Origin of the sequence: Halovivax ruber XH-70, assembly GCF_000328525.1 — an archaeon.
GTDB classification, from domain to species: Archaea; Halobacteriota; Halobacteria; order Halobacteriales; family Natrialbaceae; genus Halovivax; species Halovivax ruber.
The window spans coordinates 1,296,741-1,312,025 of sequence record NC_019964.1; the positions used below are offsets into that span (position 1 = coordinate 1,296,741).

15 protein-coding genes are annotated in these 15,285 nt (G+C 66.0%); 8 read left to right on the forward strand and 7 right to left on the reverse strand.

The genetic code is table 11. The features are described from left to right. Nucleotides 1-35: 35 nt before the first annotated feature. The 3 genes from HALRU_RS06050 to HALRU_RS06060 form a co-directional block, all read right to left on the reverse strand. The gene (locus HALRU_RS06050; protein WP_015300518.1) at nt 36-1,025 is read right to left on the reverse strand and encodes an aldo/keto reductase; all 990 of its coding nucleotides are present in this window, start codon (nt 1,023-1,025) and stop codon (nt 36-38) included. Nucleotides 1,026-1,130: 105 nt separating this feature from the next. Beyond that, complete coding sequence (locus HALRU_RS06055; RefSeq protein ID WP_015300519.1) at nt 1,131-1,685, reverse strand: DUF192 domain-containing protein; 555 nt, start codon at nt 1,683-1,685, stop codon at nt 1,131-1,133. Nucleotides 1,686-1,814: 129 nt separating this feature from the next. Beyond that, nucleotides 1,815-2,771 carry a TIGR03557 family F420-dependent LLM class oxidoreductase gene (locus HALRU_RS06060; protein ID WP_148680455.1) on the reverse strand — a complete coding sequence of 319 codons (957 nt, stop codon included), beginning with the start codon at nt 2,769-2,771 and terminating at the stop codon, nt 1,815-1,817. A gap of 139 nt (nt 2,772-2,910) precedes the next feature. Between HALRU_RS06060 and HALRU_RS06065 the strand changes: the two genes are divergently transcribed. Next, complete coding sequence (locus tag HALRU_RS06065; protein WP_015300521.1) at nt 2,911-3,969, forward strand: ABC transporter ATP-binding protein; 1,059 nt, start codon at nt 2,911-2,913, stop codon at nt 3,967-3,969. Continuing rightward, the gene (locus tag HALRU_RS06070; RefSeq protein WP_015300522.1) at nt 3,966-4,763 is read left to right on the forward strand and encodes an ABC transporter permease; all 798 of its coding nucleotides are present in this window, start codon (nt 3,966-3,968) and stop codon (nt 4,761-4,763) included. Before HALRU_RS06065 ends, HALRU_RS06070 begins: the two co-directional genes overlap by 4 nt. 43 nt (nt 4,764-4,806) lie before the next feature. On the opposite strand, the gene HALRU_RS06075 is transcribed toward HALRU_RS06070, so the two are convergent. From HALRU_RS06075 to nikR, 3 genes are all read right to left on the reverse strand, one after another. Continuing rightward, on the reverse strand, nt 4,807-5,385 hold the full coding sequence (locus HALRU_RS06075) for a DUF420 domain-containing protein (RefSeq protein WP_015300523.1): 579 nt from the start codon (nt 5,383-5,385) through the stop codon (nt 4,807-4,809). Nucleotides 5,386-5,437: 52 nt separating this feature from the next. Beyond that, nucleotides 5,438-6,172, reverse strand: a complete 735-nt coding sequence (locus HALRU_RS06080) for a J domain-containing protein (protein ID WP_015300524.1) — start codon at nt 6,170-6,172, stop codon at nt 5,438-5,440. Between the two features lie 177 nt (nt 6,173-6,349). Further along, a complete protein-coding gene (gene nikR / locus HALRU_RS06085; protein WP_015300525.1) occupies nt 6,350-6,781 on the reverse strand; it encodes a nickel-responsive transcriptional regulator NikR in 432 nt (143 codons plus the stop codon). 261 nt (nt 6,782-7,042) lie between these two features. Between nikR and nadA the strand changes: the two genes are divergently transcribed. Beyond that, entirely contained in the window at nt 7,043-8,176 is a 1,134-nt protein-coding gene (gene nadA / locus HALRU_RS06090) for a quinolinate synthase NadA (protein ID WP_148680456.1), read from the forward strand. A gap of 4 nt (nt 8,177-8,180) precedes the next feature. After that, nucleotides 8,181-9,734, forward strand: coding sequence for an L-aspartate oxidase (locus HALRU_RS06095; protein WP_015300527.1), 1,554 nt, complete (start codon nt 8,181-8,183; stop codon nt 9,732-9,734). 92 nt (nt 9,735-9,826) lie between these two features. Here the strand turns inward: HALRU_RS06095 and HALRU_RS06100 are convergent, their stop codons facing one another. Next, a complete protein-coding gene (locus tag HALRU_RS06100) occupies nt 9,827-11,104 on the reverse strand; it encodes a hypothetical protein (protein WP_015300528.1) in 1,278 nt (425 codons plus the stop codon). A 139-nt stretch (nt 11,105-11,243) separates the two neighbouring features. Here HALRU_RS06100 and nadC point away from each other — a divergent pair, with 139 nt between their 5' ends. From nadC to HALRU_RS06120, 4 genes are all read left to right on the forward strand, one after another. Further along, nucleotides 11,244-12,065 (forward strand): carboxylating nicotinate-nucleotide diphosphorylase, encoded by an 822-nt coding sequence (gene nadC, locus HALRU_RS06105; RefSeq protein ID WP_015300529.1) that lies wholly within the window; start codon nt 11,244-11,246, stop codon nt 12,063-12,065. Nucleotides 12,066-12,183: 118 nt separating this feature from the next. Continuing rightward, complete coding sequence (locus HALRU_RS06110; protein WP_015300530.1) at nt 12,184-12,624, forward strand: hypothetical protein; 441 nt, start codon at nt 12,184-12,186, stop codon at nt 12,622-12,624. 78 nt (nt 12,625-12,702) lie between these two features. After that, nucleotides 12,703-14,175, forward strand: a complete 1,473-nt coding sequence (locus tag HALRU_RS06115; RefSeq protein ID WP_015300531.1) for an aldehyde dehydrogenase family protein — start codon at nt 12,703-12,705, stop codon at nt 14,173-14,175. Nucleotides 14,176-14,301: 126 nt separating this feature from the next. Next, the gene (locus HALRU_RS06120; protein ID WP_015300532.1) at nt 14,302-15,252 is read left to right on the forward strand and encodes a D-2-hydroxyacid dehydrogenase; all 951 of its coding nucleotides are present in this window, start codon (nt 14,302-14,304) and stop codon (nt 15,250-15,252) included. Nucleotides 15,253-15,285 lie beyond the last annotated feature (33 nt).

Consider the following 15,285-nt stretch of genomic DNA (forward strand, 5'->3'; position numbering starts at 1 on the left):
CGAAGAGAGTGGCGAAGAAAACTTCTAGCGGCTGTTTACTGCCGAGTTTCGGCGATCCGGTCGAAGTCGTCGTCGGTGAGCTCGACGTCCACGGCACCGACGTTTTCCTCGAGTTGTTCGGGCGTCCGCGCGCCGACGATCGGCACGCAGGTGAATCGATCCTGGTCCATCAGCCAGCGCAGCGAGACCTGCGCGGGCGTCGCGTCGCGTTCGTCGGCGACGGCCTCGACCGCGTCGAGGACGTTCCAGGCGGTGTCGGTCGCGTAGTACTCGCCGAATCGATCCTCGAGCGTCGCGCGCGAGCCGTCCGGGGCTTCGACGGAGCCGTCGTCGGCGCGGTCGTACTTCCCGGTGAGGAAGCCGCCGGCCAGTGGCGAGTAGGGGCAGACGGCGAGGTCCTGATCGGCACAGAGATCGAGGTAGTCACCGACCTGGTCGTAGTGGGCGGCGTTGACCATCGGCTGAGTGACGTCGAAGCGCTCCAGTCCCTCGACGTCGCTGGTCCACAGCGCCTTGGTCAACTTCCAGGCGGCCATCGACGAGGCGCCGAGGTAGTTGACTTTCCCCTCCCGGACGAGTTCCGTCAGCGTCTGCATGGTCTCGCGGATGGGTGTCTCGTCGTCCCAGCGGTGGATGTAGTAGAGGTCGAGGTAGTCCGTTCCGAGGCGATCGAGCGTCCCCTCGATCTGACGGCGAATGTGCTTGCGTCCGAGCCCGGAGTCGTTCGGACCGGGTTCGCCCCAGCCGTCGAACGGGAAGTAGACCTTCGAGGCGAGGACGAAGTCCTCACGGTCTCTGCCCTCCAGCCACTCGCCGATCCACTCCTCGCTCGTCCCGTCGGGATCGCCATAGACGTTCGCCGTGTCGATGAAGTTGATGCCGTGATCGGCGACGGCGTCGAGGAGGTCGTGGGCTTCCTCCTTCGTGGTTTCGACCTCGTCACCGTGGCGTTTGCCGAAGCGCCAGGTGCCGAAGCAGAGTCGCGATACCGTCGTGCCGGTGTTGCCGAGCGTGACGTACTCCATAGGCGGATGGGTGTTTCACCGGCACCGAAAAAACCCCTCGGGTGGCGGAGAGCGCCTCGGATCGCCGCGTGCGTCTCGGGAGGTGATGCGACGCGTTCCCATGCGTCACTCTCCCCAGTCGAGTCGGGCGCCGGATTCGACGTCTCGTTCGGTCGTCCAGTCGAGGGGCACTTCCAGGACGTACTGGCCCCGGCCAGGATAGCGCTGTTTCTCCCCGTCTTCGCCGGGTCCGGGTGCCTGTGCGTGGTGAATTTGCGTGATCGTTCCCGACGCGTCGGCGTAGACGATGTCGATCCCGAAGTCCATCTCACGCATGACGAAGGTTCGGTCGGCGACGCGGTCGAAGATGAAGAGCATCCCGTGATCGTCGGGGAGGAACTCGGTGTCGCTCAGTCCCAGCTGCCGCAACTCGTCCGTGTCGGCGATCGCGGCCGTGACGGCTCCCAGTCGCTCCCCGTTCGGCGTCGAGACGGTCACCTCCGTCGTCTCGTACCCCGGGAAAATCGGTCGCTCGTCGGACGCTGGCGCGGTCTCGTTCGTCGATTCGTTCGGCGGCTGGGGCCCGCCGCCGGTACACCCGCTCAATCCGACGGCCGTAGCCGTCGTCCCGACGGTCGCGAGGTAGTTGCGTCGGGTTTGTACGGGTTCGTCACGCCCCATGCGGTTGGTCTACACCACTCCACGTAATAAACGCCGGCGACGCCCCACCCGCTGTGGCACGGTCGGTGCTTCGTCGCAGATACGGAGCTGGTCGCTTGCCGCCGTCCTGACTCTCGTCGGGTGTCGGCCTCAGGCCAGTTCCGGTGCCAGTTCGTCTTCGAAAAACTCGAAGAAGGAAGCCTGGTCGGGACCGATCTGGTGGAAGTAGACGTGGTCGAAGCCCGCGTCGACGGCGGTCTCGAACGAGTCGATCCAGGGTTTCGGATCGGGATCGGTGAGCGTCGACGACTCGGCGATGTCGTCGCGTTCCACCATGGTCGCGGCCTGTTCGAAGTGTTTCGGCGTGGGGAGTTCCTGGCCCAGCTCGCCCGGGAGCGAGCCGTTCGGCCAGGTCTCGTAGATCGTGTCGACGGCCGCGGACTCGTTCTCTGCGTAGCAGCCGTGGAGCTGGGTGATCGTCGGGCCGCTCCCGCCGGCGGCTTCGAACGCGTCGACGACGTCCCCCTTCGGGCCCGAGCACCAGAGCCCGTCGCCGTGGTCGGCCGCCCACTGGGCCGCTTTCGGGCCGAACGCACTCACGACGGTGGGTGGTTGCTCGTCCGGGCAGGTGAACAGTTTCGCGTTCTCGACCGTGTAGTGTTCGCCGCGATGACTCGTGTTCTCGCCGGTCCAGAGCGACCGCATTACGTCGAGCGCTTCCGCTAACTTCTCGAGTCGGACCTCATGCTCTGGCCAGCGTTCGCCGGTCACGTGTTCGTTCAGGTTCTCTCCCGTCCCGACGCCGAACGTGAACCGATCGCCAAGGAGGACGGCGACGGTCGCGACGGCGTGGGCGACGTTCACCGGGTGGATGCGCATCGTCGGGCAGGTGACGCCGACGCCGACGTCGATTTCGTCAGTTGCAGCGGCGATGCCACCGAGGGTCGTCCAGACGAACGGTGACTCGCCCTGGGCGGTCACCCACGGGTGGATGTGATCGGAGATCGAGACGAAGTCGAACCCAGCGTCCTCCGCGCGCCTGGCCTGTTCGATCAACGCGTCCGGTCCGTGCTCCTCGCTGGATAGGGTGTAACCGACGTTCGTCATGGTGACAGCGTCGACCACGGGCCGACGCATATCGGTTGGGCCTGCCATGGGGGATAGGTCCGATCAGGACTGGCCGTCACTCCCTCGATCGAGTCCCGGAATCGAACGCCTTACCCCGGCCGGTTGCGTACCCCGGCGCATGAATCCGGTCGTCGTGGCCGACGACGTGGCCAAGCGGTACGGCGAGACGGTCGCCCTGGACGGCGCGTCGCTCTCGATCGACGCGGGCGAGGTGTTCGCGCTTATCGGGCCGAACGGCGCCGGCAAGACGACACTCGTTCGAGCGCTCACCGGGACCGTCTCCCCGGACTCGGGCTCGGTCTCCGTACTCGGGGCGTCGCCTACCGACGTCGACGCAAGCCGCCTCGGCGTGCTCCCACAGTCCTTCTCACCGCCCGACCGCCTGAGCGCGCGCGAACTACTCGCCTACTACGCGTCGCTGTATCCGGAGTCGCGCGATCCCGACACCGTACTGGCCGAGGTCGGACTCGCGGACTCGGCGGAGACGTGGTACGAGAACCTCTCCGGCGGCCAGCAGCGCCGTGCGTGCGTCGGGAGCACGCTGCTCAACGACCCCGATGTGCTCGTGCTCGACGAACCGACGACGGGGATCGACCCCGCCGGTCGGCGGACGATTCACCGGTTGATCGAGGACCTCGCGGCGGCTGGCACGACCGTCCTCCTCACGACCCACGACATGGCCGAGGCCGAACGACTGGCCGATCGCGTCGGCCTGCTCGCCGACGGCAGCGTCCTCGACGTCGGTTCGCCAGCCGCGCTCGTCGACCGTCACGCCGGATCGGACCGGCTCGTCGTCGACCTGGCCGAGACGGGGGTCGATGCCCCTGCGATGTCGAGGGCCCGGGACGAGTCCGTCGACGGCGACGCACCGTCGTCGGGAGACGACCCCGTCGCCACAGCACGTGAGATACTTCCCAACCGGATCGAGCGCGACCGATCGCGCCTGGTCGTCCACGACGTCGACCCGACCGACATCGGGTCGGTGGCGGACGACCTGTCGGCGGCAGGAGTCGAGTACACCGGCCTCCGCTGGACGGAACCTGGCCTCGAGGCGGTTTACTACGCGCTCGCGGACGCGGAGACCGATGCCGAGCCGGGTGGTCCCAACACGGTCGCTGGTGAGGCGAGTGCGAAGTCGAATCCGCCGATCTCAGACACCGGAGGTGGCCGCCCATGACGGCCGTCGATTCGCCCGCCGCGCGCGTTCGCCGGATCCGCGGTGCGGTGAGTGCCGGTTGGCGGGCGTTCGTGCGGCGGCGGACGGCTGTCTTCTTCACGTTCTTCTTCCCGGCGATCCTCGTGATCATCTTCGGGGCCCTCGTTCGGACCAGTTCGGGTGGCGGCGGGCTGTTCGCGGAACCGGCGGGCTACTACGTCCCCGGCTACCTCGCCACCGTCGTGCTCTTTACGCCCCTCTCCCGGATGAGCAGCGAGGTGGCTCGCCACCGGGAGGGTAACCGGTTCGAGAAGCTCGCGACGACGCCGCTCGGGCGCACCGAGTGGCTCCTGGCACAGACGATCGTCAACGCGGTCATCATCACGATCGCGGCCGCGCTGATCCTCGTGCTGGTCGTCGCCCTCACCGGTGCGACCGTGACGCTCTCGGCGCTGTTACCCGTGTACGTCCTCGTCGGCGTCGTCGGCTTCTGTGGACTCGGTGCAGCCCTCGGGAGTTACACCGAATCGCAGGATGGCGCCGTGGCAGCGAGCAACGCGATCGGGTTGCCGGTGCTCTTTCTCTCTGCGACGTTCGTGAATCCGTCGCAGCTGCCTGCGTGGTTCCTCCCGCTGGTCGATCTCTCGCCGCTCTCGTACTTCGCTCGCGGGGTCCGGGCGGCGACGTATCCCGCCGCCGACTACGGCCCAGTCCTCGGCCTCGACCCGGTAATCGGGAACCTGCTCGTCCTCACGGGGGCGTCGCTCGTCCTGTTCTGGATCGGCGCCCGGTCGATTCCGCAGACGGAATCGTGAGTCGGCCGCGCTTCCATGATTTCGGAGGTCGGGAGCTCGTCGGTTAGAACGTGTATCCCCAGATGTGGTTGAGCATGAGGTACGTCACGATTCCGAGGACGAGACTCAGGATCCACGATCCGGCGGCGATTCGACCCACGCGAGCGTGGATGCTGTCACGCAACTCTGCCGGCGTCCGAGTCAGGCCGAGCAACAGGGCGTAGAGGACGACCGGCACCGCGACCATCGATAGCACGATGTGGACGGCGAGCATGAGGAGGTACGCGTAGTACGCGGGGTCGGGTCCTTCGAAGTACTTCGTCCCGCCACCGCCCACTTTGAGGAGGTAGACGACGAGAAACAGCAAAATCGTCCCGAAGGCGCCGGCCATGGCGCGTCGATGGGCGTTCACCCGACCGTTTCGGATCCAGTACCAGCCGGCGATCAGCAGGGCCGTCGTCGTCGCGTTGATGACGGCGATTGCGTGCGTGAGGAAGTTGGTCTGGCCCTGGGTGAGATCCGGGTAGATCGGTACGTCGAGGAGGAAGGTTCCGAGGACGAGTCCGTACCCGATTACGGTCAGGACGATCGTACTCGCCGCCGTCCGGGTGCGGATCCACTCGCGAAGTCGGACAGGACTCATTACGTGGTTCTTTCGAGTCGATCGCTTTCCGTCTTGCCTTCCGTGGTGGGGCTCACTCGGCTTCGAGTTCGAAGGGAAGGGGATCGAGGCGCTTGCGTGCCTCGCGAGTCAGCTCGAACCGATAGCGTTCGCTCGTCGGTTCTCCGCCGGTCGCCCCGTGCTGGGTATAGACCACGCGGTCGACGGTGACCGACGCTGGCAGCTGATTCGCAACGACGATCGCACGTACTCCCGTGCCCGGTTCGAGTACCGCTGGCCCTGGCCACCACGTCTCGGGAAGTGACGTTCGTCCTGGCGTGAGGAGGGTCGAGGCCTCGTACATGAAGCCGTCGGTGCCGATAAAGCGCGTCTGTGATGGGCCCCGCCACTGCCGGCTCTGGGAGGTCGTGTTTGTGACCTCGTAGGCCGCGACGGCTCGTTCGAGCGCCGGTCTGGCTCCTGGTGTCTCGAAGAGGCGAGAAACGTCGACCGCCTCGTCGAATCCCACGAGTGCGAGTGTGATGAGGTCGCCTGTCACGGACAGGGGTCGCGTCGGGGACGATTCCGCCTCGATATCGAAGGTCGGGGCGTCCTGTGACCCCGTGTCTACGGCCATCGTCTGCGGCGTCGAGTGATCGGGCGGCTGTTCGCCGGTGATCGATTCGTAAGCCGCTTTGAGTTCGAGAAACTGCTCGCGGCAGCCACCCTGATCGGGATGGTGATCGGTCAGGAGCGCCCGATATCGCTGTCGGACCGTCGCGAGCGACGCGTCCGATGAGAGACCGAGAACCTCGTAGGGGCGCTCCATTGTCGTTCGTACCGACTCGCGTCCGGAAAAAGAGTCTTTCTGCTCACGATCCGATTCCGGCTCCGTCTTCGGTCCATTACATCCGACACTTTCGTACGGCCACGACAGCCGGCGCCGTGATGAGCCCACTCCACTGGCCTGGCAATCACCCAGCGGGATCGCCTGTCTGTCCCAGTCTCACGTCGATCCCGTCTGCAGCGGATCGACGTCGTCGACCGGAAGGACCGAGTAATCGACGGTGAGAATGTCGCTGGTCGCACGAATCTTCCCGACGAACGTGGAGATCTCCTCTAGCTGACCCTCGAGGACGAACAGCTCCATACAGTAGTGATCACCGACGTGACTGTGGAAGTTCGACGTCACGAGCTGTTCGTACTCGTGGCGCAGTGATATCATCCGCTCTTCGACCGTGGTCGTCTCGTAATCGAAGAGGACGGTGACGACGCCCATGAGCGTCCGATCCTCGAGTCTGGTTTCTTCGAACTCTCCGAGGAGTGAGCGGGATGCTTCTCGAACGACCTCGCTTCGGCCGGTGTACCCGTGTTCGTCGGCGAACTGGTCCAGCCGTTCGAGGAGCTCGTCCGGCATCGAGACGCTAACAACTGTCATATACTAATACTCGGTGCCACTGTTATTAAAATGCACGGAGACGGTCGAGATAGGACGTATTGCCGTCGGGCTACAAGCGGTACGGAACGGAAACTGGATTGCGAACGACCGTCACCCACCGGCAATCTCTGGGGACGACCGAGACCGGCCTTGATCGAACGTGTCCGGTAACTGTTTGCACAATCTCACTCGAAACCCCCGATTGAAGATAAAATCTTTTCATGGATGCGCCCAGACCCTGTGGTATCACCTGGTGGCGCCATGGTTACGATGGATACAGCGGATATCGAGACGGATTTGAGCCTGTTCAAGTACGACACGTTAGAACAGCTCCCACCCGAGTATCGAACATTGTCGGAATCCGAGCGTCGACCGCGAATCGAGGCTGCGCTCTCCGAACTCGGCGACGACGTCGTCGTCCTGGGACACAACTACCAGCGTCGAGAGATCGTCGAACACGCCGACTTCGTCGGTGACTCCTACGAGTTGTCGAAACGAGCCGCCGAGGCCGACGCCGAGTACGTGATCTTTGGCGGCGTCACCTTCATGGCCGAGTCCGCGGACATCATCACGGACGACGACCAGACCGTGATCCTTCCGAGTATGGAAGCGTCGTGCCCGATGGCGGGGATGGCCGAGGCCTTACAGGTCGACGCCGCGTGGGCCGAGATCACGGCCGCGGCACCCGACGCGGAGATCATCCCGATCACGTACATGAACTCCTACGCCGATCTGAAGGCGTTCTGTGCGAGTCAGGGCGGCCTCGTCTGTACCTCTTCGAACGCCCACCGCGCGTTCGAGTGGGCGTTCGAACGCGGCGACAAGGTGCTCTTCCTGCCGGACAAACACCTCGGAGAGAACACGGCCCACCGACTCGGGATGGAAGACGAGGTGGCGACGTGGGACCCCTGGGACCCTGCGGGGAAGGATCCGGACGAGGTCGTCGAGTCCGACATCATCTGCTGGGACGGCTACTGCCAGGTCCACGAGCGTTTCACCACCGAGCACGTCGAACAGGTGCGCGAGGACAACCCAGAAGCCAGTGTCGTCGTCCATCCGGAGTGCCGTCGCGAGGTCGTCGAAGCTGCGGACGTCGTCGGTTCGACGAGCACCATCTGCGAGACGATCGAGACAGCAGATCCTGGCGAGACGTGGGCGATCGGCACCGAGATTCACCTGACCGAGCACCTCCAGCGCTGGCATCCCGACGTCGAGGTGCTCCCGCTGTGCGGCGACGCCTGCATGGACTGCAACGCCATGCGCCAGATCGATCCGAACTACCTCACCTGGGTCTTAGAGGAGCTGGTGGCGGGTCGGGAACGAAACGTCATCGAGGTCGCGGCCGACGAGAAGGAACTCGCCGGCGTCGCCCTCGAACGGATGCTGGAGGTCTGAGTCGATGGTGAACGACGACCCCGCGGCTGCACCGGCGGCGGATGGGGACGATCGAACGGACGTTCTGGTCGTTGGTTCCGGGATCGCCGGCTGTGCCGCTGCGCTCGGCGCGGCCCGGGACGGTGCCGCGGTCTGTCTGTTGACGAAGGCCAGTCGGCCGGACGAAGCGAGTACCGACTGGGCACAGGGAGGCATCTCGACCACACGAGGCGATCCGGAATCGCTCAAGCAGGACGTGCTCGCAGCGAGTGCCGGCACTGCCGACGACGCGGCGGTCGACGTCCTCGTGGAGAACGCCGACGAGGCCGTTCTAGACGTGCTCGTCGACACGCTCGACGTCGACTTCGACCGCGACGGGGAGGAGTTCGATTACACGCGCGAGGCGGCCCACTCCACCGAGCGGATCCTCCACGTCGACGCCTCGACGGGGACGCACATCCTCCGCCCGTTCTTGCAGTACGTCGACGACCACGACCGGATCGAGGTTCGCGACGACACCGCGGCGCTCGACTTGCTCACTCACGAGGGGGCGGTCCACGGCGTCCTGACCGACGAAACCCCGTCCGGCCAGCCGATCTACGCGACGGCGACGATCCTCGCGACCGGCGGCATCGGCTCGCTCTACGGTCGGTCGACGAATCCGGACGGCGCGACGGGTGACGGTATCGCCATGGCCGCACTGGCCGGCGCAGACATCGCGGACATGGAGTACGTCCAGTTTCATCCGACGGCCTACGCGGGTGACGATCCGTTCTTGCTCTCGGAAGCGCTCCGGGGCGAAGGCGCCCATCTGCTGAACGCCGACGGAGAGCGATTCATGCCGGACGTCCATCCGGACGCCGAACTCGCACCGCGCGACGTCGTCGCGCGGGCTGTGGCCGACGAGCGCGACCGGACCGGTGACGTGTTCCTCGACGTGAGTACGCTCGCGGAACCGTTCGCCGATGCGTTCCCGAATCTGGCCAGCAAGTGTGAGGAACGCGGTATCGAGTCCGAGCGCATTCCAGTCGCGCCGTGCGAACACTTCCTCTGTGGGGGGATCGACGTCGACGATCGTGGCCGGGCGTCGCTCGCGAATCTCTACGCGGTCGGCGAGTGTTCCCGGACGGGCGTTCACGGGGCGAATCGCCTGGCCAGCACGAGTCTGCTCGAAGGGCTGGTCTGGGGGCTCAGAGCGGGCGAGACCGCTGCGGTCGCCGGCCCCGGCGAGCCGACTGGCCCTGAGACCGTCGACCCACCGGAGCTCAGGAACTCTGACCCCGAACTACCGGCACGATTCGCCGCGGAGAAGTTCACCCGACTGCGCCGAACGATGGACGCGTTTCTCGGCCTCGAACGCGACCTCGACGACGTCGCCCGGGCCGGGAGCGTGCTCCGGCGGCTCAAGGGCGAGGTCGACGCCTACACCAGGACACGTACCTCGCGGTCGCTGTACGAACTTCGAAACGCCTGTGTGACCGCCCTGCTGATCGCCCAGGCCGCTCGTGAGAACCCCGAGTCCGTCGGCTGTCACCACGTCGTCGACGATTCGGTGGCGAACGAGGCCCCCGGCCAGTAACCACTGGCGAGCACTTCTCTGTCATCAGTTTCCGCAACGAGCGACGGGACACCAGCTGTCGACAGTGGCTCGTCGACTCCATTCCCGATTCGTTACTCCCAGTACTCGGGAGCGAGAGCGGCGAAGTCTGCGGGTTCAGGTGCCATCCACACGAGCACGTCCTCGTCGTCCAGTCCGATCGCTTCGTAGCGACCGTCGCTGGTCCAGACGTTTTCGCGGTCCGTCTGGGCCCCGCGTGATTCGGCCCAATGGCGGACGTGCTCGAAGCCAGTTTCGGCGGCCGCCGTGTCCGCGAACCGGATCCGCCAGGACCACCCGTAGGCGCCGTCGTCGCGTTCGAACGCGGTGAACGCGTCGCCGCGCCACTGGTCAGTCACGGGAGCGCGGTAGCGGACCAGCGAAGCGTATACCTCGTCCGTCGTCTCCGGACTGCGGGTGTAGACCGCCTCGGTGGGAAGGGCGCCCGCGTGCCAGAGCGTCGTAAAGAGTGCCTGCATCCCGAGCCGCTCGGTATCGAGCAAGGTCCATCCGTCACCCGGTTCTGATGGGGCCGTAACCGGTTCGGGATGTCGATCCGGATACCACGCCGGATGCAGGATCTGCCCCGAGGAGACGGGCGGTTCGTCGTGACTCGCCCAGATCTCCTCCCAGCCGCCGCGGGCTGCGAGGGCCGACGCGAAGTCGTAGCCGTTGAAGTACGAGCCGTACTGGAGCAGGAGGGCCGGATCGAGCGATCCCGGACTGATTCGAGTGGGCTCTGCGAGTTGACAGTGAGCGAAGTCCCCGCCGCAGCCGTCGACGTACTCGTCTTCGACGAACATCGCCGTCCCCTCGACGACCGCCTGCTGAGCGCTGTAGCGGTCGAAGCCGACCGCCCAGCTGCGGTTCCACTCGTCGAGACTCCCCGTCTGGAACTGGATCGCGTGGAAGAGTTCGTGCGCGAGTAACTGGTCGTCGATGGTTGCATCGTCCGTCCCGACCAGTCGGATCGTCGCCGACGTTGGATCGTAGGAACCCGCGAACTCGAACGATCGGTCTGCATCCAGTCGCTCCGTGAGTCCGAGTGCGCGATAGGCGAGTTTCTGTGTCGTCGATCCCCCAACGACCGGATAGGTCCCGGCGCGCTCGCGCATCTCCGAGGGGGTGATGCGCTCGATCGTCGTCCGTTCGTGTATCGACGCCCCGACGATGGCCGTTAGGCGGTCGTAGACCGTCTCGGTTCGCTCGGCGAACCCGTCGTCGACGCCGTCGAACCGAAACTGCTCGGACGTGGGGGACGAGTCCCGATCCGAACACCCGGCGAGCGTGGCGCCGAGGGCGGCCGCCCCCGCTCGAACGAACTGCCGTCGTGTTCGCCGTCCCCGACGCATTTCCCGTCACTTCTCGCTCGACGATGAAATCCCTACCGTTCGAGTGATCGACGCTCCACGGCGCCTCGGAGAACGGGGCTCGCTACACGGCGAAACCGGTGGGGATAAACGGCTGCCGGCGAACCCCCTCACCGACGCAATGATCACCGATTCCCAGATCGAGGGCTGGCTCCGGGAGGACCTGGGTCATCACGACGTGACGAACCAGGTTCCCGGCGAGACCGCCGGCCGCCTCGTCGCGAAAGCGGCCGGCGTCGCGGCCGGCCTCGACGCTGCCGAGCGTGTCTTCGAGTATCTGGACGTCGACGTGACCGATCGCGTCGCCGACGGGACGTCGGTCGACGCCGGAAAGCCGATCCTCTCGGTCGAGGGCCCCGCACGCGACGTTCTCCGGGGGGAGCGCGTCGCCGTCAACGTCACCGGCCACGCGTCGGGTATCGCCACTCGCACGCACCGGGCAGTCGAACGCGCTCGACAGGTCTCCGAATCGGTCCGCGTCGCCGCCACCCGCAAGACCACGCCCGGGTTACGGGGACTCGAGAAACGGGCCGTCGTCGCGGGCGGCGGCGACACGCATCGCCTCGATCTCTCACACGCAGTGATGGTGAAGGACAACCACATCACCGAGATGGGCCTCGAGAGGGCAGTCGAGCACTTCGACGACCGCGCGTCACTCACGACCAAACTCGAGGTGGAAGTCGAGACGCCGGCGGACGCACCGAAAGCCGCGGCCGCCGGAGCGGATATCGTCCTTCTCGACAATATGGACCCGGCGACCGTTCGAACGGCGCTCGACCGGCTCGCCGAAGCCGGTCACGACGACACCCTGACAGAGGCGAGCGGCGGGATCACGATGGAGACGGTCGCCGACTACGCGGCGGCGGGCGTGGACGTGGTCTCGATGGGAAGCCTCACGCACTCCGCTCCCTCGCTGGATCTCTCCTTCCGGACCGGTGAGTGAGTGGGAACTGGTGCTGGACTCACTTGTTCTAATCCGATAGCTGGCGTCCGGAACACGGCAGGACGGATTTTCAGTTCGAGTAGATAGAATTATGTTACTATCTTCCCGACGGGAACGTATGAACTCGTCAGCCGAGACGGCGAAGGAATCGACCGCCTTCGAAGACGGCCCGCTCACTCCGAACCTGCTAGGCGCGGTGTTCGGCCTCATGGACGTCGTCGCGTTCGGCGCCGTCGGATTCTTCGTGTTCGAGGATCCGTTCCTGGGGGCGCTCGCCGGTCTCTTCGTTGGCACTGGCGTCTTCCTGTTTCTGCCGCTATTCGTCGCCAGTTCCACCGTGGACGGCGGACTCGACGGGATGGAATCCGACGCTGATCGTCACCCGTTCCGCGGTTTTCACCGCCTGGCCGCCGGATTTGCGCTCTCGGCCGGCGGTCTCTCGTATCTGAGCTACCTCTTCGTCGAGCAATCGCTCGTCCCGGCCCTTCCGATCGGCCTTCTCGTCGCCGCAGTCGTGTACGTCTCGCTCTCGTTCCTCTTGCCGAACGCGGAACTGTAGTGGCGACCTCGCCCGTCGCTTTTGGCCGGTTGCGTGCGCCAGTCCGCCGATTATCTGACCGGCCGGGGTGGAGTCCGTATGGCGTATCTTCCCCTGCCACCCGAATCCGGCTGGACTGCACTCTACAGAGACGGCGAGTGGATCGACCGCGATGACCGTGACGTAATCGACGTGGAGAATCCCTATACCCGCGAATCCATCGCGAAGGTTCCCGCGGGGACGCCGGACGACATCGACGAGGCCTATCGGATCGCCGAGGGGGCCCAGGACTCGTGGGCCGAGCAACCGCCGCAGCGGCGCGCCGGCGTCGTCACTCGTGCGCTCCGATTACTCGAAGAGCACTGGGACGACGTCGTCGAACTGCTGGCGATCGAATCGGGCAGTGCGTCGGTCAAGGCGGTCGCCGAGTTGCAGACGGCGAAGGGGATGATGCAGCAGGCGGCGAGCTACCCGTTCACGATGACGGGCCAGCACCGCGACTCGATCGTCCCCGGGAAGGAGAACGTCGTCGAACGCGTGCCGGTGGGTGTCGTCGGCGTGATCTCGCCGTGGAACTTCCCCTTTCACCTCTCGATGCGCGCCGTGGCACCGGCGATCGCCGCGGGGAACGCGGTCGTCCTGAAACCCGCCTCGAACACGCCGATCACCGGCGGCCTCTTGCTCGCCCGCCTCTTCGACGAGGCCGGCCTCCCCGACGGCGTCCTGAACGTCGTCCCGGGCCGGGGGTCCGAGATCGGTGACGCCGTGGCCGAGCACGAGACGCCTCGCGTCCTTGCGTTCACCGGGTCGACGGAGATCGGCCAGCGGGTGGCGCGGAAGGCAGCCGGCAACACCGCGCTCCCTGCCCTCGAACTCGGCGGGAACAACGTCCACGTCGTCACCGAGAACGCCGACCTCGACCGGGCGGTCGACGGCGGCGTGTTCGGCTCCTTCCTCCACCAGGGACAGGCCTGCATCTCGATCAATCGCCACCTGGTCCACGAATCGCTGTACGACGAGTACGTCGACGCCCTCGCGGATCGCGCGGCGAATCTGCCGGTCGGCGATCCGCGTGACGAGGAGACGATCATCGGGCCGATCATCGACGAGAGTCAGCGCGACCAGATGCTCGAATTCGTCGCGGAGAGCGTCGACGCCGGCGCGACCGTCGAGACTGGCGGCGAGAGTGACGGGTTGCTCGTCGAACCGACGGTCCTCTCCGACGCGAGCAACGACATGGCCGCCGCGTGCAACGAACACTTCGGGCCCATCGCGCCCGTCATCCCGTACGCCGACGACGCGGCGGCGATCGACCTCGCCAACGACACTATACACGGCCTCTCGGGCTCCGTTCACTCCGACGACGAGGCGCAGGCGCGTCGTATCGCCGACGGGATCGAGACGGGCATGATTCACATCAACGACCAGCCGATCAACGACGAACCGCACGTTCCCTTCGGCGGGATGAAGCACTCCGGCCTCGGGCGCTACAACGCCGACTCGATCCTCGACGAACTGACGACGACCAAGTGGATCTCGATACAGCGCGAGCCGCGACAGTACCCGTTCTGAGCGCGAATACTCGTTCTGTGCACGAGTCGCCGTTCTGTGTACGAGTGGCGGTTCTGCGTCGGGCAAATGGGCCCGAACGCGACGGGACCGAAAGAGTCGACTTGATCGCCTGTCTCCACCACGGACATGAGCAGTCACGAGATTCTGATTCCCCACCGCTACGACCGGGCGGATCGCGAGCGCCTCGCCGTCCGGTTCGACGAACTCGACGACGCCGACGTGACCGTCGCGACCACGCCCGACGAGACGCTCTCGGGCATCGAAACGGCGACGGCGGTTCTCTCACCGAGCGTTTCGGAGGAGTGGCTCGACCGCGCCTCGAATCTGGCGTGGGTGCAGGGGTCGACGGCCGGCTACGATCACTACGATCTGGACGCACTCGAGGCGGCCGGGATCACCCTCACGACGGCCTCGGGCGTCCACGGGCAGCCGATCGGCGAGTGGGCACTCGGGGCCATGCTCGGCATCGAGCGCGACCTCTTCGCCGCGCGCGATCGCCAGCGCGAGGGACTTTGGCTCCGCGAGAGCGGCGGCGAACTGGCGAGCAAGACCGTCGGTATCGTCGGTCTGGGTGCGATCGGCGGTCGGATCGCCGAACTCGCCGCGGCCGTCGGCTGTCGCGTCGTCGGGACGAAACGCGATCCGTCGACCGCACCCGACGCCGTCGACGAGGTCTATCCGGCCGACGAACTGGACGAGGTCCTCCGCCAGACGGACTATCTCGTCGTCGCCTGCCCGCTCACCGACGAGACGCGCGGCCTGATCGATCGGTCGGCGATGCGAACGATGCCGCGCGACGCGGTCGTCGTCAACATTGCCCGCGGCGACGTGGTCGACGAGGAGGCTCTCGTCGAGTCCCTTCAGCAAGGTCGCCTCGCCGGCGCGGCGCTCGACGTCTTCTCGACCGAACCCTTGCCCGACGACTCGCCGCTGTGGGATCTTCCCAACGTGCTGGTGACGCCGCACGTCTCGGGTTCGACGCCGCACTACTACGATCGCGTCGCCGAGATCTTCATCGAGAACTACGACCACTTCGTCGCCGGGACGCCCGAAGAGATGCGAAACCGCGTCGTGTAGGGCCGGGATGCCGTCACTCGGTCGCCGTCACTC